This window comes from Gracilibacillus halotolerans, from assembly GCF_014206945.1.
In the GTDB taxonomy this organism is placed as follows: Bacteria; Bacillota; Bacilli; order Bacillales; family Amphibacillaceae; genus Gracilibacillus; species Gracilibacillus halotolerans.
On sequence record NZ_JACHON010000001.1, the window covers coordinates 260,687 to 283,839 of the forward strand.

Consider the following 23,153-nt stretch of genomic DNA (forward strand, 5'->3'; position numbering starts at 1 on the left):
TGGTAGGGTGTAATCATGGGGAAAACAACATTGGTTATAGGGGCAAGTGGAGAAATTGGTAAAGGCATTTCAGAAAATTTACTAAGAGAGGGACATTTACTCCATTTACATTATCATTCAAACGTGGATTCAATAAATGAATTGATAAAAGGCCCTTATTCTAGACAAATCGTTAACAGCTATCAAGCGGACTTGAGGTGTTTGCAGGGACTTCAAGCATTTCTTGACGTTATCCCACGAGATATCGACCATATCGTATTTGCAAGTGGAAATGCAGCGTATGGACTTTTTCAAGATATGGATGATATTAGTATGGAAAAGCTTATCCATTTACATGTAACTGCTCCTTGGAAAATCATAAAATATATCCTACCAAATATGGTTCGTAAAAAAATGGGGCATATTCTATTTATTACGTCAATTTGGGGTGAAGTCGGCGCTAGTTGTGAAGTAGCTTATTCTGCAGTTAAAGGTAGTCAGAATTCTTTTATTAAAGCACTCGCGAAAGAAGTTGCACCAAGCGGTATCTATGTGAATGGGGTAAGTCCTGGACTAATAGCTACCAAGATGAACGCTCATTTAACAAAAGAGGACTATCGTGCCATAGAGGACGACATACCAATGCAAAGAAGTGGTCGTGCTGATGAAGTAGCTAACGTCGTGTCTTTCCTTTTATCCGATAAAGCGAGCTATGTAAATGGTGAGATAATTCGAGTTAATGGTGCTTGGTACTAAGATTCGGTAAAAGTAAATGGTTAATTTTACTTTTATATGCTACTTTACATGATGTATAATATTTTCTCTTTTTCGCATGCTAACTAATGCATGCCGTTAAAGGAGGGAATGTGAAAATGTCTGTTTTAGATAACTTTGATTCATGGAAAAACTTTTTAGGTGAGCGACTAAATGAAGCACAGAATAATGGAATAAGCAATCAGGCTGTTTCTGAAATAGCTTATGATGTAGGGAACTATCTTGCATCAAATGTAGACGCGAAGAACGAAGAAGAAAAAGTATTACGTGATCTATGGAACAACGCGGATGATAAGGAAAGGCATGCAATAGCAAATATTATGGTTAAAATGGTGCAAAACGAAGGAACAAAATAACACCTTTTAAAGAAATGCCCTATTTAACATCGTTAAATAGGGTATTTCTTATACGGTACAAATGACTAAAAGCGTGAATACAAGGGTAAAGGAATAAAAGATTCGTTTATCTGATAAAGGTCGGGACAAAAGAATTTTAATAAACAAAAGCCGAAAGTTATATTACAGCTTTACTGTATTGTGCGAGGTTTTGTAATTAATAATTTTTATATGTTCCTTCCTTCATGATTTTTTTGTATATTTTAAACAATTTTCGTAACTATTCGACTTTTCATTATGAATGTTTTAAGATATGATAAACATAGAACATTATGGATTATTTAGGAAAGAATTTTTGATGGATGGTGTTAATATATGGGAATTGGAGAGCGCTTGAAACAAGAACGAGAATTGAGAAATATGTCGCTTGATGATATTCAAAAGCAAACAAAGATACAAATAAGATATCTTGAAGCTATAGAGAAAGAAAGATTTCATGTAATGCCTGGATCGTTTTATGTAAGAGCATTTATTAAAGAGTATTCGAATGTATTAGGGTTAGATTATAATGAATTAATGAATGAATATGAACATGCTCTCCCTTTTGAAAAGGAGGAACCAACTAATATCTCAAGAGTTAAGAGTAGCAGAAGAAATAAAACATCAACAAAGACTCCTGTGATTTTTTCTTTTTTACCTACTGTCATCGTAGTATTATTAATCATAGGCTTATTAGTATTTATTTGGCTTTTTCAACAAGGTTTTTTCTCCAACGACGATAATCCAGTAACGGATAATGAAGCTAATAATAATACTGGTGGGGAATCTGTTCAATTACCACCTCCAGAACGTGCTCCAGAGCCTACGGAAGAAGACGAAACAGAAACAAATGATAATGAGGAAGAAGAAGTTGACGAACAAACAGAGGAGACTGAACCAGTAACGGAGGTTACTAGCTATGAATACTCCAATAACGAATCTCGATATACGGTTGAATCGACCGAAGAAAAAATAATTCTAACTTTTTCAAGTGAAGAAAGTTGGTTAGAAGTCTATAACGATTCGGATGAAAGTTTTGTGCACCAAGTGTTAACAGATGAAGACAGTCCGCTGGAATTGGACATTACTGGTGAAACTGAAATATATGTTAAATTTGCTCAACCACAGTTTATGAGCTATAACATTAATGGCGTACCATTAGAACTCTCAGAAGAGATTGCGCCTAACTCCGTGCAGGAGGCATGGATAACAATTGAAACAACGACAGATGAAGAGTAAGTTGTTAGGTTTGAGAGGAGACTTCTATAAGATATGAATTTACCAAATAAAATAACTGTATCAAGAATTTTATTGATACCAATATTCATCCTGTTATTATCCTATCCGTTTGATTGGGGGAGTTGGGAAATAGCTGGAACAGCTCTTCCTGTTGCACAAGTAATTGCATTGCTTATCTTTGCATTTGCTTCTGCTACAGATTGGTTAGATGGTTACTATGCAAGAAAGTATAACTTGGTGACAAACCTAGGGAAATTTTTAGATCCTATGGCAGATAAACTACTCGTTTCGGCGGCTTTTATTTTGTTAGTAGCCATGGAGCTAGCACCCGCTTGGGTGATTATCATTATAATTAGTAGGGAATTTGCTGTAACAGGCCTTCGACTAGTAGCAGCAGGTGAAGGAATTGTTCTTGCAGCAGGAAATTTAGGAAAGTGGAAAACATTATTCCAAATTCTAGCGATTTTAGCATTGTTGTTAGAAAATATCCCATTTGAAAATATGGGCATCCCTGTTGCAGACATCTTATTGTATATTGCACTTTTATTCACGATTGTATCTGGTGTAGAATATTTCGTTAAAAACTGGCATGTAATGACGGAGGACTCTAAAAAATGAAAGAGTGGAAGGCAGAAGTCATTACGGTAGGTACGGAGCTTTTACTCGGACAAATCGTTAACACGAATGTTGCTTGGGTGTCTGAAAAGTTGGCTGACAACGGCATATCTGTATACTATCACCAAGTGGTAGGAGATAATCTTAACCGTGTGAAAGATGTATTTGAAATTGCTCATCACAGGTCAAACATTATCTTTGTAACAGGTGGATTAGGACCGACAGACGACGATTTAACAAGAGAAGCTTTCCAAGAAATATCTGGGATAAAAATAATAGAAGATGAACAAACGATGAAAGACATCGAAGCCTACTTTCGAAAAAGGAATTTAGAAATGACACCGAACAATCGAAAACAAGCAGCTGTTTTTGAAGGTTCAACTGTTTTTAAAAACCCAGTAGGAATAGCGCCAGGAATTTTAGTAGACTATGACGATCGTATATGGATTTTTATGCCTGGCGTACCTCGCGAAATGAAAGCTTTGACCGAAGAACAGATTCTACCTTATTTTAAGAAAAAAAACATGTTAGAGGATAGCATTTACTCTCGTGTACTTCGCTTTATTGGTATTGGTGAAGCACAAATTGAGCATGAACTTAAAGATATTATTCACGAACAGACGAACCCTACGATTGCTCCTCTGGCGGTCGAAGGGGAAGTTTCTCTAAGGTTAACCGCAAAAGCGAAAACGGAAGCCGAAGCTAACACTATGTTTGACCAAATAGAAGATAAAGTTATAGCGCGAGTTGGTGAATTTTTATATGGATACAATGAGATGACAATTCGTCAACGAGTGTATGAACTATTATTGAATCAACAATTAACTTTGGCTAGTGCAGAAAGCCTCACCGGAGGAGCATTCAGTGCAGAAATCGTTCAAAATGATGGTGCCTCTAAAGTTTTTAAAGGCGGTGCTGTTGTTTATCACGAGCAAGCTAAAGAGAATGTTCTGCAGGTAGATTCAAGTATAATCGATGAGTATGGGACTGTAAGTAAGGAATGTGCGATACATATGGCTAAACAAGTAGCGAGCCTCTATGGGTCCGATATAGGGATTAGCTTTACAGGCGTTGCCGGAAGTGTGATTGAAAATCAGTCACACGGTACAGTATTTATTTGCATCTATGATAAAATTAATGGTAAAGCTATCACAGAGAAATTTGTATTCCAAGGAAATCGTAGTGCGATTATACAACGAACCGTTAAAAAGGGCTTAGAATTACTATATAAGCATCTTAACAAGTGAATTTGTAATAATGAAAAGGTAGTAACTTTCAATGACAGAGTTACTATCTTTTTTAATTCAGCAAATAGGATATTTCGCTTGCAAAATATGACTTATTGATGCTGTTTTTAGGGAATATAGTTATAGAGAGAGAATAACTTAAAATTGGTAATTAAAAGTTAAAAAATAACGAACATTCATTCGACTTTTTGCTTGTAATCTATGAAAAAAGATTGTATGATATAACTAGGAATTTGAAGGAGGAATCATTTTGAGTGATCGTAAACAAGCCTTAGATATGGCGTTAAAACAAATTGAAAAGCAATTCGGAAAAGGTTCCATTATGAAACTAGGAGAACAAGCTCAACAGAAAATGGCTACTGTTCCTAGTGGCTCTGTTGCTCTTGATGTTGCACTTGGTATAGGAGGATATCCACGAGGTAGAATCGTTGAAATCTATGGACCAGAATCATCAGGTAAAACTACTGTTTCCTTGCATGCTATTGCGGAAGCGCAGCGTGCAGGTGGTCAAGCAGCGTTTATTGATGCAGAGCATGCATTGGATCCTGTTTACGCTAAGAATTTAGGGGTTAATGTCGATGAACTGTTACTATCTCAGCCAGATACAGGAGAACAAGCTTTAGAAATTGCGGAAGCACTAGTACGTAGTGGTGCCGTTGATATACTAGTTATTGACTCTGTTGCAGCGCTCGTTCCTAAAGCCGAGATTGAAGGGGAGATGGGAGATGCGCACGTTGGTCTACAAGCGCGTCTTATGTCTCAAGCTTTAAGGAAATTATCTGGTGCGATTAATAAGTCAAAAACAATCGCGATATTTATTAACCAAATTCGTGAAAAGGTCGGCATCATGTTCGGAAATCCGGAAACAACGCCAGGTGGTCGTGCATTGAAATTTTACTCTTCAGTTCGGTTAGAAGTAAGAAGAGCAGAAACATTAAAAATAGGAAATGAAATGGTCGGTAACCGTACAAAAGTAAAAGTGGTTAAGAATAAAGTGGCACCACCTTTTAAACAAGCGGAAGTTGACATCATGTATGGCGAAGGTATTTCTCGAGAAGGTGAAATCCTCGATATCGGTGCTGATTTAGATATTGTAGTTAAAAGTGGAGCATGGTATTCCTACAATAATGAGAAGCTAGGGCAAGGCCGTGAGAATGCAAAACTATTCCTACGTGAAAATCCAGAAATAGCTACTGAAATCTATGAAGCAATTAGAGATCATTACGGAATGGATGAGTCTGAAAAAAAAGAAGATAGTAGCGTCGAAGAACAAGAAGCTTTTCCGATAGATTAATAAATGAACGAACAAACGGCTTTAACGAATAGTTAAAGCCGTTTTTTATTACATTCATAGAAGAAACATTTTTATTATTCTTAATCTAACGTTCCTTGTGGTCCAAAGAACTCATAATGAATATTGTCAGGTTGTACATTCCACTTTAGCAACGACTTATTGATTGCTCTCATAAACCCTTCAGGGCCACAGAAAAAGAAGGATGCATCGTTTGTAGGTAGTATAGATTGAAGCCATGGTAAATCGATATACCCCACTTTATCACACAATTGAGGATGCTTTGTTTGTTCATATACTATGAAATAATGCACATTCTTATTATTTGATGCAATTTCATGAATAATGTCTTTTAAACCATGGACCGATTCATTTTGTGCAGCATGTATAAAATAAATCTCGCGTTCTGGTTGCTGCTCCACTGCATATTCAAGCATGCTTGTTAACGGTGTAATCCCTACACCCCCACTTATCAAAACAAGAGGTTTAGTCGATTCATCAACAATAAAATATCCTGCAGGAGCACTTAACGATAATTGATCGCCAACATGTACTTGTTCATGTAAAAAGGTAGAAACAACACCATGTGGATTGCCATCTTTGCTATCTTCTCTTTTAACACTGATACGAAGGAATTCAGAATTTGGTTTATTCGATAGACTATAATGTCGCTGACAAGTATAAGGAACCCCAGGGATATTCACTTTCACTGTAATATATTGGCCTGGTTGGTAGTCAGGTAATATTCCCCCGTCTGTTGGTTTTAAATAAAAAGAAGTAATTACATCACTTTCTTGTACCTTATTGACTACATGAAAATCTCGATAGCCTATCCAATTTCCAGTCTCTAGTTTTGTTTTTTCGTACATTTCTTTCTCGATACTAATAAACACGTCTGCAATTACTCCATAAGCTTTCGCCCAAGCGTCAATTATATCATCCGTCGCTGCATCTCCAAGAACTTCTTTCATTGCTTTTAAAAGGTTTTCTCCTACAATTGGATAATGCTCAGGTTGGATATTTAAACTACGATGCTTATGGCCAATTTGTTTCACTACGGATAGGATTGCTTCTAAATTATCAATATTAGCTGCAGCCGCATATACGGCATTAGCCAACGCTTGAGGTTGCTTACCTTTTCTCTGATTCGATTGATTAAAAATGTTTTTGAGTTCTGGATGGTTTCGAAATAAAAGTTGATAAAAATGTTTTGTAATTTCTGCTCCGTGTTCTTCCAAGACAGGGACAGTACTTTTTACTATTCGTATTGTTTGTTCATCAAGTAAAGTAGCAGTTGACAAATAAATCACTCCTTAAAGATGTATTCTATATACACCTTTAATTTTACCTGTTAAAGTTAATCGTTTTCAATAAGGTAATATGAGCATTCTTTGACAATTTCTTTACTAAATTGTGGCGGTACCAATTAATTTTGAGTATGATAGGCTTAAGTGAGGGATGTGCATGCGGCTAAAAAAATATACAGACTATGCCTTAAGAGTATTAATTTACACAGCTTCTTCAGAAGACAAAGTAAGTATTAAAGAAATCTCCGAATCTTTTTTTATATCTGCAGAACATATAAGAAAGGTAGTCCATCAGCTAAGTAAGCATGATTATATCGAAACTACTAGAGGTAGGAATGGGGGAATTCGGCTCCATAAGAACCCAGAAGATATCAATTTAGGAGAAGTTATCCGCCTGATGGAGAACGATTTTTATTTAGTAGAATGTTTTAATTGTGAAGTAAACCGCTGTATTTTAACTCCTTCATGTTCTCTTAGATCTATATTAGCTGATGCTACTCAAGCTTTTTTGACGGTACTAGATCAATATACGTTAAAAGATTTGATTGTTAATAAAGAGGACTGGGAAGATTTGTTTAGAAATATGTAAATCGTATAATTATATGAAATAATATAATAAATCGAGGAGATCATTTATGTTTTTCTATTAAACAAAATATTATACATAAAACCATGGTAAATTCTCAAACGATGATGCATCTTACCTTGACAATAATTGTAAGGATGTTTAGAATTAATATGTATAATTTTTTTATACAACTCAACTAATTAATTATGTTCATGTAAATGCCGACTGTTAAGGGGTACAAGTTCATAGCAAGAGGAGGTGAAGATATGGAAACAATCTGGTTAGTTATCATCTCCATTTTGCTTACATTTGTCGGTATTGTTGTTGGTTATCTGATTCGTAAAAATATTGCAGAGAAGAAAATTTCGAGTGCGGAAGAGTTAGCAAAACAAATCGTAGAAGAAGGCAATAAAAATGCAGAAGTAGCGAAAAAGGAAGCATTGTTGGAAGCGAAGGATGAAAATCATCAGCTTCGTCAACAAATGGACCAAGAGCTTCGTGAACGCCGATCAGAAATTCAGAAACTTGAAACTCGACTCCTGCAAAAGGAAGAGAATCTCAATCGAAAAGACCAAAATCTCGATAAACGAGAACAATCGTTAGAGAAAAAGGAAAGTTCGCTTACAGAAAAACAACAACAAATTGAAGAAATGGAAAGCAAAGTTGGAGTATTGTTAAGCGAGCAACAGGCAGAATTGGAGCGGATATCCGGTTTAACTACCGAACAGGCTAAACAGATTATTCTACAACGTGTAGAGGAAGAGCTATCACATGAAACGGCACTAATGATTAAAGAAGCTGAAAACCGTGCGAAGGAAGAAGCTGATAAGAAAGCAAAGGGTATTTTATCACTTGCTCTTCAACGTTGTGCTGCCGACCATGTAGCTGAAACTACTGTTTCCGTTGTAAACCTGCCTAATGATGAAATGAAGGGTCGTATCATAGGTAGGGAAGGAAGAAATATTCGAACATTGGAGACATTGACTGGTATTGATCTCATCATAGATGATACACCTGAAGCTGTCATTCTATCTGGTTTTGATCCTATTCGTCGTGAAATTGCTAGAATAGCTTTAGAGAAATTGGTGCAAGATGGACGAATACACCCTGCCAGAATAGAAGAAATGGTAGATAAATCAAGGAAAGAAGTAGATGAACATATTCGAGAGTTTGGCGAGCAAGTAACTTTCGAAATGGGTGTTCATGGTCTTCATCCAGACTTGATTAAGATTCTAGGAAGATTAAAATATCGGACAAGCTACGGTCAGAATGTATTAAAGCACTCTACAGAAGTAGCCTACTTATCCGGACTGTTAGCTGCTGAGCTTGGCGAAGACGTTACACTTGCTCGTAGAGCGGGTCTACTTCATGACATAGGTAAAGCAATAGATCATGAGGTAGAAGGTAGTCATGTTGAGATTGGTAAAGAATTAGCAATTAAATACAAAGAAAATGAAGTCGTCATTAATGCTATTGCCTCTCACCATGGTGATGAGGAACCAACTTCAGTTCTTTCCGTTATTGTTGCAGCTGCGGATGCATTATCTGCTGCCCGACCAGGTGCAAGAAGCGAAACATTAGAAAACTACATTAAACGTCTAGAAAAGCTTGAGGAGATTTCAGAATCGTTTAGTGGAGTTGAAAAATCATTCGCTATCCAAGCAGGTAGAGAAGTTCGTATTATTGTTAAACCTGATGAAATTGATGATGCTGAATCATCTAAGGTAGCAAGAGATATCCGTAAGCGAATAGAGGAAGAATTAGACTACCCAGGTCATATAAAAGTAACAGTTATAAGAGAAACAAGATCTGTCGAATATGCAAAATAAGAATTCAGATAGATTCTTTCGAATTAAATGAAAAGCAAAAAGGCTCCAATCGTTAAGAATGAATGATTGGAGCTTTTTTATGTTCCATCTAAAAATTGAATTTGCAGTTTAAAATCAATGGATTATGTAGTTGATTCCAGTTATTTAGTCTTTTTGACATTTGCAATTCAGTATGTAAAACTATGAATAGCTAACATAGAAAGGTAGGAACCAATGCGGATTTTATTTATTGGAGATGTTGTTGGATCACCCGGAAGAGATATGGTCCAATACTATTTACCCAAACTAAAACAAAAGTATAACCCAGCAATTACTATTATTAACGGAGAGAATGCGGCAGCCGGCAAGGGTATTACCGAAAAAATTTACAAGAATTTACTTGAGTGGGGTGCCCAAGCTATTACAATGGGTAACCACACATGGGACAAACGCGAAATCTTTTCCTTTATTGATGATGCCAAATATATGGTGCGACCGGGAAATTTACCGCCAGAGACACCTGGGAATGATATTGTCTATATCAAATCGAATCAACAAGAAATTGCGGTCATTAACCTTTTAGGAAGAACGTTTATGCAACCTGTAGACGATCCTTTCAGAATAGCTGACGAGCTCATAGCACAAGCGAAAAAACGGACGAATCTTATTTTTTTAGATTTCCATGCAGAAGCTACTAGTGAAAAACAAGCGTTAGGCTGGTATCTAGATGGAAAAGTCAGTGTAGTTGTCGGGACGCATACCCATGTTCAAACGGCGGATGAACGAATTTTACCAAAAGGTACTGCCTATATTACGGATTCAGGGATGACAGGACCATATGATGGTATTTTAGGAATGGAACGAGAAGCTGTATTGAAAAAGTTTATGACTGGATTACCAGTACGTTTTGAAGTCCCTAAAGAAGGAAGAAATCAATTAAGTGGAGTCCTATTTGACGTGAATCCCGAAACTGGAAAAGCAATAAAAATTACTCGAATTCTTATTAATGACGATAAGCCTTTGTTAGACTAATTTAGTGAATACATTTCTTGGTTAACACCTTCTTCCCCGTACTAATAAATAGGAATATCTTTCATATTATTGAATATAGTTAAAGTGGGAATGACAATAGCAATTGAAGGAGGTACCAGGAATGGATATATTAAAAGTTTCAGCTAAATCAAATCCAAATTCTGTAGCAGGCGCACTTGCAAACGTACTACGTGAACGAGGTTCAGCAGAGATACAAGCTATTGGTGCGGGTGCACTGAATCAAGCGATAAAAGCCGTCGCTATTTCTCGAGGTTTCGTAGCTCCAAGTGGTGTAGATCTCATTTGTGTTCCAGCATTTACAGATATCATGATTGATAATGAAGAACGTACTGCTATTAAATTAATAGTAGAGCCTAGATAATAGCAGAATCACTACCTGTTTGTTTATACAAGCAGGTTTTTCTATCTTTTCATGTATTTACTTGTTGAATCTTAAAAAGAAAGAGTGAGTTCATGTTAATTGATTGTCACTGTGATGCTCTTTATAAAATGTGGTCTAACGGAGCTTCGTTTCGGAATGATCCTTATTTGGCTGTAAATTACGAAAGATGGATGCAAAGTAATGTTAAGGTACAATGTTTTGCTATTTTCGTGCCCTCTGAAGTACCACAACAGGAGAAATTTAGAGTTGCACTTGAGATGGCTCAACTTTTTTATGAAGAAATTCTGAAACCTCATTCAAATATACGCCAAATTGTAACTAAAACAGATATCTTGGATCTAAAGGAAAACGAGCGTGGAGCAATGCTTACGCTTGAAGGATTAGATTGTATTGGAGAAGATATAACAAAACTTAAGAAATTAGTGAGCATAGGAGTGCGCATGGTAGGTTTATCTTGGAACTACCGAAATAAGGTGGTTGATGGAATATTAGAGCCAGAAAATAGAGGTCTTTCTAGATTTGGTCATTCGGTAGTTAGCTATCTAAATGAGCAAAGCATATGGGTAGATCTGTCCCATATTTCCTTGAAAGGGTTTGACGATGTTATCAACCAAGCTATTTATCCAATCGCATCACATTCTAACGTATATCCTATTACTCCACATACTCGAAATTTACGAAAATATCAAATTGATCAGATAATAAAAAAGAATGGATTGATAGGGGTCACGTACGTAACAGATTTTTTAACGTTAAAAGATTATGCAACATTAGAAGATTTAATCGAGCATATACGTTATTTAATTGAATATGGTGCAGAAAATCACATCGTATTAGGGTCCGATTTTGACGGAACAGATTATCTTATAAGAGAAGTTCCGACAATAGATAAAGTGTCTCTAGTCGTAAATGAATTGGAGAGAAATTTTAATAAAGAAATTGTGGACAAAATTTGTTTTGAGAATTTCCTTCGTACGTTCCCTTCGTAATTGGTCTTTGTAATTCTATATAAAATCCCCTATAATAGATGAAGAAGTTTGCTGACTTGAAAGGAGTACAAATAATGAACGAAAAACAGCGTCTAGAATCCGAACAAATTACTACTACTCATTCATCGGACGTAAAATCCGAAGTGGATGAAAATCTAGATCGCCTAAAAAATATGTCTAGTGATGAATTAATCTCTAAATACTTCCAAACTACATATGAAGTGCCTGATTTAAAAAAGGCTAGAAGTCGTAGAAAGAAAGATGTAGATATTCATTATGATTTTGATATAGCTGAAGAATTTAGAGGGCTTGGACAAGGGAAGAAATTCCTAATTCGTACATATGGTTGTCAAATGAACGCACATGATACAGAAGTGATGGCAGGTATTTTAATGCAAATGGGTTATGCGCCAACAGAAGTCACCGAAGAAGCAGATATTATTTTACTAAATACGTGCGCGATTCGGGAGAATGCGGAAAATAAAGTATTCGGAGAAATCGGTCACTTGAAACCATTAAAGTTGGAAAAGCCAGACCTAATTCTTGGTGTTTGTGGATGTATGTCGCAGGAAGAATCTGTTGTAAATCGTATATTGAAAAAGCATCCACATATCGATTTAATTTTCGGTACGCACAATATTCACCGTTTACCAAACTTAGTTAGTGAAGCCCAGTTCTCTAAAGAAATGGTAGTAGAAGTATGGTCCAAAGAAGGAGATATCATTGAAAATCTCCCGAAAGCACGAAAAGGTAAAATAAAAGCATGGGTAAACATTATGTATGGTTGCGATAAGTTCTGTACGTACTGTATAGTTCCATATACACGAGGTAAGGAAAGAAGTAGACTTCCGGAAGATATTATTCAAGAAGTTCGTCATTTAGCAGCCCAAGGGTATAAAGAAATTACTCTACTTGGCCAAAATGTAAATGCATATGGTAAAGACTTGGATATAGATTATCGACTAGGTGATCTTATGGATGAATTACGTAAAATTGATATACCTAGAATTCGATTTACAACTTCACACCCAAGAGATTTTGATGATCATTTAATCGAAGTATTAGCTAAGGGTGGCAATTTAGTAGATCATATCCACTTACCAGTTCAGTCTGGTAGCTCAGATATTTTACGTGTCATGGCTCGTCGATATACACGGGAGGATTACCTAGAATTAGTAAGAAAGATTAGAGCAGCGATCCCGAATGTTACATTAACGACAGATATTATCGTTGGATTTCCAAATGAAACAGAAGAGCAATTCCAGGAAACATTATCTTTAGTAGAAGAAGTTGGTTTTGAAGCTGCCTACACGTATATTTACTCTCCACGTGAAGGGACACCTTCAGCAAGATGGGAAGACAATGTGTCAATGGAAGAAAAGAAAGAACGATTACAACGACTAAACAAATTAGTTAATGAAAAATCAGCAGAATCTATGAAGAACTATGTTGGTAAAACCGTCAAGGTACTAGTCGAAGGGGAAAGTAAAAAGGATCCTGATGTACTCTCCGGTTATACAGAGAAAAGTAAATTAGTAAACTTTCGAGCACCTAAGTCAGTAATTGGGCAAATAGTAGAAGTGAAAATAGTAAACGCAAAAACATGGACGCTAGACGGGGAATTGGTTGAAGCGGCAGTTGAGGTGAATTAAATGGCAAAATATACAAAAGCAGAAGTATTAGAAAAAGCACATAAATTAGCTGATATGATGGCTAATATGGAAGAAATAGATCGCTTTAAGCAATTAGAAGCAAAGTTAAATGAAAATCAAAAAGTACAAGCCAATATTAAAAAGATAAAAGCTCTACAAAAACAAGCAGTTAATTTCCAAGCTTATGGTAAAGAAGAAGCACTTAAAAAAGTTGAAGCTGAACTTGACCGTTTACAGAAGGAAATCGATGAAATTCCAATTGTACAAGAATTTAAAGATTCACAAGTAGTTATTAATGATTTATTACAGCTAGTAAGTAATACAATTGCTCGTGAAATAACAAATGAAATTATTCGCTCTACAGGTGGTAATGTTTTACATGGAGAAACAGGATCTAAAAGACAACAAACCTTCTCTAACTAAGCATACGATCTGATTGGATTTACATGACTCTGAATGACCGATATTCTGTCGGTACCATTCGGAGTTTTTTTCTATAAAAGTCCACTAAACGGAATACACACCTCCCTGGGCATATGCATAGGATAAATTAGAATCTAAGAGTGCCTATTTAAAAAATAAACAACAAGCACTCTAGGTGAATATCTTGCATATGATGGAGAAGAAACGAGAGGGAGGTTATGAGCCTATGTCATTTCTTGATCAGCAATATCGTGAAATTATCACAAAAGCTGTTACAGGAAAAGGAAGAAAATTCACAAAGGATACGAACACAATAACAGCTGACCATCGTCCCTCCAGCATTTTAGGATGCTGGATAATCAATCATCATTACCATGCTAAATTAGCTGGAAAAGATAAAGTGGAGATACATGGTAAATATGATGTGAATGTTTGGTACGCATTTAATGATAACTCCAAAACAGAGGTTGTATCCGAAACAGTAGAATATTGTGATAAAGTACCACTTACGATAAGGGATAAGAACAATATTGGTGACGAAGCTTATGTTCATGCCAAAGTCATACAACAACCAAATTGTCTAGAATGTAGCATTGCGGAAAAAGGAAATAAAGTAAAAGTTGAAGTAGAGAGAGAATTTTTAGTAGAAGTAATAGGAGAGACAAAAGTAGTAGTGAAGGTAGATCCGAAAGGAAAAGTACATGATGATGAAGAATGGGATTTAGAAATAAGTGACGAAGAATTCGATGAACTCGATACAGACTTTCTAAATGAGGATGATTAATCGATACAGTGTGGCCAAATCCACACTGTATTTTTTTGAACAAAAATAAAGGATTCTATGGTATGTTAAATTCTCTCATGGAATTATTCAAGGGATTACATACATCTAGAAAAACATAGTAGAAAGTATAAGGGAATACTTTAATTATCTAGCTTTTTCAACCCCTACTTCCTGCAGAAGGATAACGTATTTTGTCGATTCTGTGCTATAATAGAACAAGAATTCGAACGATGTTGGGGGAAATATAATGGGTTACACGCCAATGATTCAACAATATTTAAAAATAAAGGCAGAGTATCAAGACTGTTTTTTATTTTTTAGATTAGGTGACTTTTACGAGTTATTTTTTGAAGACGCACAAAGAGCAGCACGAGAACTGGAAATCACGTTAACGAGTCGTGATGGAGGATCTAAAGATCGTATTCCTATGTGTGGAGTACCGTATCACTCCGCAGAAAATTACATAAAGACGTTAGTTGAACGTGGTTACAAAGTAGCTATTTGTGAACAGGTCGAGGACCCTAAAACAGCTAAGGGCGTAGTAAAGCGGGAAGTCATTCAGCTGATTACCCCAGGAACCGTTATGGAAGGTACAATGCTGCAAGATACAGAAAATAATTATTTAGCCTCGATTCACTATGTGGAAAATGATTATTTTGCTTTTGCATATACCGATATGTCTACCGGAGAAACATCCGTAATGAGGATTACTAGGGGATGGAATGGAGTTTTAAGTGAAATTTATAATAGACCGATTAAAGAAGTAGTTGTTGAGAGTGGATTTAATGAAGCATATATAAAAGAATTACAAGATAAAATGAAGATTACCGTCTCTCTTGTAGATGCATCTAAACTGTCAACAGTACCTAATTCCTTTCTAGAAGAGATTGAGGACAAAGCGCTTCGTCATACATGCATGATATTATACGATTACATTCATACGACACAGAAAAGAACAATTGAGCATCTAAAGAATGCGCAATATATCGAATTAAATGAATATATGCTTTTAGATATGTTCTCGAAAAGAAATCTAGAAATCACTTCTTCCTTTATGAGAAAGGAAAAATACGGTAGCTTACTCTGGGTGTTAGACCGGACAGTTACAGCAATGGGAGCGAGAAAGTTAAAGAAATGGCTAGAACGTCCTTTATTATCTAAGGAGTCAATTGAAAGTCGATTAGAGAAGACAGAAGGTTTCTATGAAGATTTTATGCAACGTCAAGAAATTAGAGAGGCGTTACAATCTATATATGATTTAGAGCGACTCACTGGTCGTGTAGCATTTGGAAACGTCAATGCAAGAGACCTTATACAGTTAAAAAATTCTTTGCAAAAGATTCCAATTATCAAACAGTTATTGATGCAATTTTCCAAAAAAGAAATTCAAGAGTTATCGAAACAAATCAATCCTTTACCAGAATTATTAGATTTACTAGAAAGAAGTATCATGGATGATCCGCCTGTCTCAATTACAGAAGGAAATATTATAAAGAGTGGTTACAATAAGGAACTGGATACGTATCGAGATGCATCTACTAACGGAAAGAAATGGATTGCGAATTTAGAACAAAAAGAGCGAGAAGCTACAAATATTCGTTCATTAAAGATTGGTTTTAACAAAGTGTTTGGTTATTATATCGAAATTACAAAGGCAAATTTGCACCTAGTTCCTGAGGGAAGGTATGAGCGTAAACAAACACTAACTAACGCAGAACGTTTTATTACAGAGGAACTGAAAGAAAAGGAAACAATTATACTTGAGGCTGAAAATAACATGATCGATCTTGAGTATCAATTATTTTTGGACATTCGCGAACAGACGAAACGATTTATTCCTTATGTACAAAATTTAGCAAGTATCATTAGTGAGATAGACGTACTTCAAAGTTTTGCAACGGTAAGTGAGGAAAATGATTACGTTCGGCCAACTTTTTCAAATAACGATACGTTATATTTGGAAGAAAGTCGCCATCCTGTTATAGAAAAAGTTATGGATAGCCAAGAGTTTGTTCCAAATACAATAGAAATGGATAATAAACAACCAATTCTATTAATTACAGGACCAAATATGTCTGGTAAAAGTACGTATATGAGGCAGCTAGCTTTAACCGTTTTAATGGGGCAGATTGGTTGCTTCGTTCCAGCTAAAAAGGCAAAACTGTCAATTGTTGACCAAATATTTACCCGAATTGGTGCAGCAGACGATTTAGTCTCTGGTCAGAGTACATTTATGGTCGAAATGTTAGAAGCAAATAATGCTATTTCTCATGCTACAAAAAACAGTCTGATATTATTTGATGAACTAGGTAGAGGGACGAGCACATATGATGGTATGGCGTTAGCTCAAGCAATAATCGAACATATTCATGAACATATAGGGTGCAAGACGATTTTTTCTACACATTATCATGAGTTAACTAGTTTAGAAAAAACGTTGAGTAGGTTAAAAAACATCCATGTTCGAGCAGAAAAGATTAATGGTAAAGTAGTGTTTCTTCACCAAGTACGTGAAGGAGCGGCAGACGAAAGCTATGGGATTCATGTTGCGGAATTAGCTGGACTTCCAGAGGATTTAATACAACGTGCCTCTATCATTCTCGAAAGATTAGAAAATGGAAGCTCTAAAAATGATCCTCCAACAGAAACAAAAGCTGATCCGAAATCGGTCGAGCAAGTGGATGCTGAGCAACTAACCTTTTTTGTCGATAATAAAGAAAATCTGCCATCAAGTAATCAAAAAGAGAGTGAAATTATTAAAACAATTTCAAATCTCGATATATTAGAAATGACTCCAATGCAGGCATTAAATTGTCTCTATGAATTAAACAAACAAGCTAAGAAAAAAGGGTGATAGAAATGGATATAATGGAATTACCACCACACTTAGCTAATAAAATAGCAGCAGGTGAAGTAGTTGAACGCCCAGCTTCTGTTGTAAAGGAATTAGTAGAAAACAGTATTGATGCTGGTAGCACGAACATTAAAGTCGAAATTAGTGAAGCAGGATTACAATCTATCCGAGTGATTGACAATGGAACTGGAATTCCACACGAACAAGTAAAACGTGTATTTTTGCGACACGCGACAAGTAAAATTAGAAGCGAAAACGACCTTTTTCATGTGCGTACACTAGGATTTCGTGGAGAAGCTTTACCGAGTATTGCTTCCGTAAGCAAAATGACCATAAAAACTTCTACTGGTGAAGAAGCAGGAATAACGATTATCCAAGAAGGCGGCTCGGTTCTTTCAGAGAGTCGAACGGATGCTAGAAAGGGTACAGACATTCTAGTGGAGAATTTGTTCTATAATACACCAGCGCGACTTAAATACTTAAAAACAGTTCATACTGAGCTAGGTCATATAACTGATATTATCAATCGTATGGCCTTCTCTCATCCAAGAACTCGTTTTGAGTTACATCATAATGGGAAAAAGTTATTTCAAACGACTGGTAAAGGTGGACTTCTATCGATAGCAAGTGCGGTATATGGAATGTCTGTTGCCAAACAAATGATTCCAATCGAGACAAGCACACTAGACTACAAAATAGATGGTTATATTGCAAGGCCGGAAATGAATCGTGCGTCTAGAGGATATATCACTACGATAATTAATGGGCGGTATGTAAGAAGTATTCGTATCGCAAAAGCCATCGAAGCTGGTTATCATACATTTTTACCGATTGGTAGGCAGCCGATCGTCATACTCAATATCGAGATGGATCCATTTCTAGTCGATGTCAATGTCCATCCAACTAAATTAGAGGTGCGCTTTAGTAAAGAAAAAGAACTACTACAAGCAATTGAAGAGATGATAAAAAATAGACTGCATCAAGAAATATTAATTCCTTCTGGTACAGAGCCGAAGTATATTAGAGAAAAGAGTATTCAGCCAAAATTTGAATTTGAAACTAGACGAGATTCGGATCGAATTCATCAGTACGAAACGAACTCACCTGAAAACAACTCAGTTACAAATGAGCGGGCTGACGAGAAATCCTCAAGTAACGATGCATTAGTGGCACCACCTCTTCAGGAGAACAACAGCCAAATGGATAGTCAACCTATTTCAACAGTGGAAGAAACTACAACAACTATGACTTCAGAGAAACAACGTGTTCCGGAATTAGAGGTAATTGGGCAACATCACGGAACGTATATTATGGCTCAAAATGAGGAAGGCTTATACATTATTGACCAACATGCAGCCCAAGAACGTATTAAGTATGAATTTTATCGAGAGAAAATTGGTGAAGTTACCAATGAGTTGCAGGAACTACTTGTTCCTCTAACTTTTGAATTTACTCAACAAGAAAGTTTACTGATTGAGCAATTTAAAGAGGAATTGGAACAAGTAGGGTTATTTTTCGAATTATTTGGCCAAAATACGTATATTGTTCGTTCTCATCCTCAATGGTTCCCACAAGGTGAGGAGAATGAAATGATACGAGATATGGTAGATCAGTTAATTAAAGATCAGTCGATTAATATTCATAAATTGAGAGAAGAAGCTGCCATCCTAATGTCTTGTAAGCGATCGATTAAAGCGAATCATTATTTGGATAAACAGGATATGCAAGTTTTATTAGATCATTTAAGAGATTGTAAGGAGCCGTTTACCTGTCCGCATGGAAGACCAATTATCATTCATTTTTCTCAGTATGAAATGGAAAAAATGTTCAAAAGAGTTATGTAATGATATGATAGAAAAGAGTAATATAGCAACTTGGATGTGAAGTTATGAAGGAAAAGTTAGTCGTAATTGTTGGACCGACTGCTGTGGGGAAAACTGCACTCTCGATTGAAATTGCTGAAAAATATAATGGAGAAGTGATTAGCGGAGATTCCATGCAAATATACAGGGGTATGGATATTGGGACAGCAAAAATTACAGAGGAAGAAAAAAAGGGCATCCCTCATCATTTAATCGATATATTATCACCAAATGAGGATTATTCTGTTGCGCAATTCCAAAAGGATGTACAAGCAGCTATACGTTCAATTTCTTCAAGAGGAAAATTGCCAATTTTAGTTGGAGGAACAGGATTGTATATTCAATCGGTTCTTTATGATTATCAATTTTCTAAGCAACAGCGGGATGAAGCTATACAAGAGAAAATTGAGCAAGAGCTTGAGAAATATGGTGTGAATCATGTTTATAAACGATTAAAAGAGGTTGATCCCGAGCAAGCGCAAAAAATTCATCCGAATAATACAAGAAGATTAATACGTGCATTAGAAGTTTACGAACAGACTGGTCTTACATTGTCTGAATATCAAAAGAAACAATCCAATGAAATGCAATTTGATGCTTTTCTCATTGGTTTAGAAATGGACCGTGTCTTATTGTATGATAGGATTAACCAACGTATCGACTTAATGATGGAGCAAGGCTTGCTCGATGAAGTAGAAGGATTACTTAATAATACGAACGAAAATGCTCAAGCAATGAAAGCAATCGGTTATAAAGAGTTTATTCCTTATTTCAGAGGGGAACAGAGTTTAGAAGAAACCGTAGAATTGTTGAAGAGAAATTCAAGGAGATATGCGAAACGCCAATTCACTTGGTTTAAAAATAAACTTCCTGTTCATTGGTATTCAATGCTTCCAACAGAAAAAGATAATGTTTTTCAAAATATTTTGCATGATTTGGCAGGATTCTTAAAAGAAAAATAGAATTATTAACTATAGAGAAAATAGAGGAGGATTTGCCATGTCCCAATCAGTAAATATTCAAGATCAGTACCTAAACCAACTAAGAAAAGAACGTGTACCGGTTACTGTTTTTCTCACGAACGGATTTCAATTGCGAGGAGTAATAAAAGCATTTGATAACTTCACTGTTCTTCTTGATTCTGAGGGAAAACAACAGTTAATCTTTAAGCATGCAATCTCTACCTTCGTTCCGTCAAAAAATATAACGATCGAAAAAGAGTAATAAGAGAATACTAATGGCGCTATGCTAGACGTAGCGCTTTTTTTTATTTGGACGATTAAATTAGAATGCTAACATAAATAAATGAAGAATGTTGAAAATAATGAAAACGCCAGATTTTTAAAAAGGATGGGATTCAAATCGAAAAAGTATTAGTACTTGCCGTACTTAATGATAAACAGAAAGAAGCTCACTTTTATTATTCGTTAGATGAGTTAAAGTCCTTAGTTACAACTGCGGGAGGAGAAGTAATACAGGAAATTGTGCAAAAAAGAACTTCACCACACCGTGCTACGTATCTAGGTAAAGGTAAATTAGAGAGTATAAAGGAAGAACATGATTTAGAGGAAATAGATCTCATTATTGCTAATGAGGAGCTATCTGGAACGCAAATACGAAATTTACAGGATGAACTAGGTGTTCGTGTTATTGACCGAAGTCAATTAATATTAGATATATTTGCTGCACGTGCTCAGACGAAAGAAGGACAACTCCAAGTCGAGTTAGCGCAGTATAATTACATGCTCCCAAGGTTACAGGGACAAGGGTTAGAATTATCTCGTTTAGGTGGAGGTATCGGTACAAGAGGTCCTGGTGAAACAAAACTTGAATCAGACCGAAGACATATACTTAGAAGGATTAATGATATTGAGAAACGCCTAAAAGTGATTGTTAACAGACGTAAACAACATCGTTCTTATAGGGAGAAAACAAATACTTTTCAAATTGCTATCGTAGGTTATACAAATGCGGGAAAATCTACATTGTTTAACCATTTAACAGCTAGTGACTCACTGCAAGAGGATAAGCTTTTTGCAACGTTAGATCCATTAACAAGACAGCTACGTCTTCCAACTGGATTAGAAGTGATTATTACAGATACCGTTGGATTTATACAAGACCTTCCAACTGGATTAATTGCTGCTTTTAAATCAACTCTTGAGGAAGTACAAGAAGCAGATCTTATTTACCATGTTGTAGATTTATCTGCGCCAAATAAAGAAGACCATGAGGAAACGGTTTATCGTCAGCTAAAAGAGTTAAATGCCGAAAATATCCCATTAATCACGTTATATAATAAAAAGGATTTAATTAGCGAAGATAGCTTCTTGCCACATTCAGTACCTTACTTGCTTGTAAGCGCACTAAGCGAAAGCTCGATTAAAGAAATTTTAGACAAAACATGTATAATGGTTAAGGAACAATGGGACAAGTATCATACCTTTATCCCGGATGAAAGAGCAAATAACTTATCGTTACTGAAGAAAAAATCTCTAGTAGAAGAAGTTTACTATGAGGAAGATAAAAAAGGTTATGATGTGATTGGATATGTAAATCCTACCCATGACATCATGAAGGTAATAAAGGAGTATCAAAAGAATGACAAACAGTATGACAACGATCAATATTGAGAAGAAGCTTGAACCTATTTTTAATAATATTTCAGAGATAGAAAAATTGAACCAAGAGAAAGTTTTACAGGCATTTCGTGACCACTCGGTAAGCGATAGTGATTTTAACCCGACAACTGGTTATGGATATGATGATTATGGTAGGGATAAGCTTGAACGCGTATATGCTTCTATATTTGGGGCTGAGGACGCGCTTGTACGTCCTCAAATCGTATCAGGTACACATGCGATAACCATTGCGTTATTTGGCGTGTTACGTCCCGGTGATGAGCTTATGTATATAACTGGTGAACCATACGATACACTAACGCAAGTAATCGGAGCAAGGAGTCATTCGCCTGGCTCTCTTACTGATTTTGGAGTGCTTTATCAAAGCATTCCTTTACATAATGAAAAGGTTGATTTGGATGCAGTAAAAGCAAAAATGTCGGAAAAAACAAAGGTAATCGCTATCCAACGTTCCAAAGGCTATGATGAACGACCTTCTATAACAATACATGAAATGGAGGAAATCATACGAACAATAAAAAGTTGGAACAAAGATATTATTATTTTTGTCGATAATTGCTACGGTGAATTTGTAGAAGCATATGAACCAACAGATATTGGTGCAGATATAATAGCAGGTTCACTTATTAAGAATCCAGGTGGGGGAATAGCGAGATCTGGAGGCTATATTGTAGGGAAGAATAAACTTGTTGAACTTGCATCCTATCACTTAACAGCACCAGGGATAGGTAAGGAAATTGGTGCAAGTATCGGAATGCTACAGGAAATGTATCAGGGTATATTTTTAGCACCACATGTCGTAAGTGAAGCTTTAAAGGGAGCTATCTTTACATCTGCCTATCTCGAAGAAATGGGATTCCAAACTTCTCCGAAATATAACGATTTTCGTACCGATTTGATTCAGTCCGTTAATTTCCATTCAGCAGAAGAAATGATTGCATTTTGCCAGGAAATCCAAAAGTATTCACCAATTAACTCACACGTTTTACCATATCCAGCACCAATGCCTGGATATGAAGATGAAGTCATTATGGCGGCTGGGACATTTATTCAAGGTGCAAGCTTAGAATTAACGGCTGATGGCCCTATTCGTCCGCCTTATACTGCCTTTGTGCAAGGTGGATTAACGTACCAGCATGTAAAAATCGCGGTAACAAATGCTATCCAAGCGATCAGAACGATCGAATAAATTATTCGTACATTCGATAAAATATATCTCAAACAAATATATATTTTATTCCTAACATTTATTGACAGAGGTAAATGCTCTTGTATAATTATTTTATAGAAAAATAGGGTCGTGGTTCAGT

21 protein-coding genes are annotated in these 23,153 nt (G+C 36.0%); 20 read left to right on the forward strand and 1 reads right to left on the reverse strand.

Annotated elements, in window-relative coordinates; translation table 11 throughout:
• Positions 1–15: 15 nt before the first annotated feature.
• From ymfI to recA, 6 genes are all read left to right on the forward strand, one after another.
• Entirely contained in the window at positions 16–735 is a 720-nt protein-coding gene (gene ymfI, locus GGQ92_RS01330) for an elongation factor P 5-aminopentanone reductase (protein WP_184243787.1), read from the forward strand.
• Positions 736–851: 116 nt separating this feature from the next.
• Positions 852–1,109, forward strand: coding sequence for a DUF3243 domain-containing protein (locus GGQ92_RS01335; RefSeq protein WP_184243789.1), 258 nt, complete (start codon positions 852–854; stop codon positions 1,107–1,109).
• 354 nt (positions 1,110–1,463) lie between these two features.
• Entirely contained in the window at positions 1,464–2,366 is a 903-nt protein-coding gene (locus GGQ92_RS01340; protein WP_184243791.1) for a helix-turn-helix domain-containing protein, read from the forward strand.
• Between the two features lie 33 nt (positions 2,367–2,399).
• Entirely contained in the window at positions 2,400–2,984 is a 585-nt protein-coding gene (pgsA, locus tag GGQ92_RS01345; protein ID WP_184243793.1) for a CDP-diacylglycerol--glycerol-3-phosphate 3-phosphatidyltransferase, read from the forward strand.
• Positions 2,981–4,228 (forward strand): competence/damage-inducible protein A, encoded by a 1,248-nt coding sequence (locus GGQ92_RS01350; RefSeq protein WP_184243795.1) that lies wholly within the window; start codon positions 2,981–2,983, stop codon positions 4,226–4,228. The genes pgsA and GGQ92_RS01350 overlap by 4 nt, the downstream gene beginning before the upstream one ends.
• A gap of 250 nt (positions 4,229–4,478) precedes the next feature.
• Positions 4,479–5,522 carry a recombinase RecA gene (gene recA, locus GGQ92_RS01355; protein WP_184243797.1) on the forward strand — a complete coding sequence of 348 codons (1,044 nt, stop codon included), beginning with the start codon at positions 4,479–4,481 and terminating at the stop codon, positions 5,520–5,522.
• Between the two features lie 80 nt (positions 5,523–5,602).
• On the opposite strand, the gene hmpA is transcribed toward recA, so the two are convergent.
• The gene (gene hmpA / locus GGQ92_RS01360) at positions 5,603–6,820 is read right to left on the reverse strand and encodes an NO-inducible flavohemoprotein (protein WP_184243799.1); all 1,218 of its coding nucleotides are present in this window, start codon (positions 6,818–6,820) and stop codon (positions 5,603–5,605) included.
• A 163-nt stretch (positions 6,821–6,983) separates the two neighbouring features.
• Between hmpA and GGQ92_RS01365 the strand changes: the two genes are divergently transcribed.
• The 14 genes from GGQ92_RS01365 to GGQ92_RS01430 all read left to right on the forward strand — a co-directional run bounded on the left by GGQ92_RS01365 (position 6,984) and on the right by GGQ92_RS01430 (position 23,032).
• On the forward strand, positions 6,984–7,415 hold the full coding sequence (locus GGQ92_RS01365; protein WP_184243802.1) for an RrF2 family transcriptional regulator: 432 nt from the start codon (positions 6,984–6,986) through the stop codon (positions 7,413–7,415).
• A gap of 245 nt (positions 7,416–7,660) precedes the next feature.
• Positions 7,661–9,223 (forward strand): ribonuclease Y, encoded by a 1,563-nt coding sequence (gene rny / locus GGQ92_RS01370; protein ID WP_184243804.1) that lies wholly within the window; start codon positions 7,661–7,663, stop codon positions 9,221–9,223.
• Between the two features lie 213 nt (positions 9,224–9,436).
• Positions 9,437–10,234, forward strand: a complete 798-nt coding sequence (locus tag GGQ92_RS01375; RefSeq protein WP_184243806.1) for a TIGR00282 family metallophosphoesterase — start codon at positions 9,437–9,439, stop codon at positions 10,232–10,234.
• A 121-nt stretch (positions 10,235–10,355) separates the two neighbouring features.
• Positions 10,356–10,616 (forward strand): stage V sporulation protein S, encoded by a 261-nt coding sequence (locus tag GGQ92_RS01380; protein WP_184243808.1) that lies wholly within the window; start codon positions 10,356–10,358, stop codon positions 10,614–10,616.
• 92 nt (positions 10,617–10,708) lie between these two features.
• Positions 10,709–11,626 (forward strand): dipeptidase, encoded by a 918-nt coding sequence (locus GGQ92_RS01385; protein WP_184243810.1) that lies wholly within the window; start codon positions 10,709–10,711, stop codon positions 11,624–11,626.
• A gap of 74 nt (positions 11,627–11,700) precedes the next feature.
• Positions 11,701–13,278 carry a tRNA (N6-isopentenyl adenosine(37)-C2)-methylthiotransferase MiaB gene (gene miaB / locus GGQ92_RS01390; RefSeq protein ID WP_184243812.1) on the forward strand — a complete coding sequence of 526 codons (1,578 nt, stop codon included), beginning with the start codon at positions 11,701–11,703 and terminating at the stop codon, positions 13,276–13,278.
• On the forward strand, positions 13,279–13,701 hold the full coding sequence (locus GGQ92_RS01395; RefSeq protein WP_184243814.1) for a YlbF/YmcA family competence regulator: 423 nt from the start codon (positions 13,279–13,281) through the stop codon (positions 13,699–13,701).
• Between the two features lie 226 nt (positions 13,702–13,927).
• Complete coding sequence (cotE, locus tag GGQ92_RS01400) at positions 13,928–14,485, forward strand: outer spore coat protein CotE (RefSeq protein WP_184243816.1); 558 nt, start codon at positions 13,928–13,930, stop codon at positions 14,483–14,485.
• Between the two features lie 247 nt (positions 14,486–14,732).
• Positions 14,733–17,339 carry a DNA mismatch repair protein MutS gene (gene mutS / locus GGQ92_RS01405; RefSeq protein WP_221437188.1) on the forward strand — a complete coding sequence of 869 codons (2,607 nt, stop codon included), beginning with the start codon at positions 14,733–14,735 and terminating at the stop codon, positions 17,337–17,339.
• A 5-nt stretch (positions 17,340–17,344) separates the two neighbouring features.
• Complete coding sequence (gene mutL, locus GGQ92_RS01410) at positions 17,345–19,183, forward strand: DNA mismatch repair endonuclease MutL (RefSeq protein WP_184243818.1); 1,839 nt, start codon at positions 17,345–17,347, stop codon at positions 19,181–19,183.
• A 44-nt stretch (positions 19,184–19,227) separates the two neighbouring features.
• Positions 19,228–20,163, forward strand: coding sequence for a tRNA (adenosine(37)-N6)-dimethylallyltransferase MiaA (gene miaA, locus GGQ92_RS01415; protein WP_184243820.1), 936 nt, complete (start codon positions 19,228–19,230; stop codon positions 20,161–20,163).
• Between the two features lie 37 nt (positions 20,164–20,200).
• On the forward strand, positions 20,201–20,425 hold the full coding sequence (gene hfq, locus GGQ92_RS01420; protein ID WP_184243822.1) for an RNA chaperone Hfq: 225 nt from the start codon (positions 20,201–20,203) through the stop codon (positions 20,423–20,425).
• Positions 20,426–20,562: 137 nt separating this feature from the next.
• Entirely contained in the window at positions 20,563–21,834 is a 1,272-nt protein-coding gene (gene hflX, locus GGQ92_RS01425; RefSeq protein WP_343068755.1) for a GTPase HflX, read from the forward strand.
• Positions 21,803–23,032: a methionine gamma-lyase family protein gene (locus tag GGQ92_RS01430; RefSeq protein WP_184243824.1), complete on the forward strand. Its 1,230-nt coding sequence runs from the start codon at positions 21,803–21,805 to the stop codon at positions 23,030–23,032. Before hflX ends, GGQ92_RS01430 begins: the two co-directional genes overlap by 32 nt.
• Positions 23,033–23,153 lie beyond the last annotated feature (121 nt).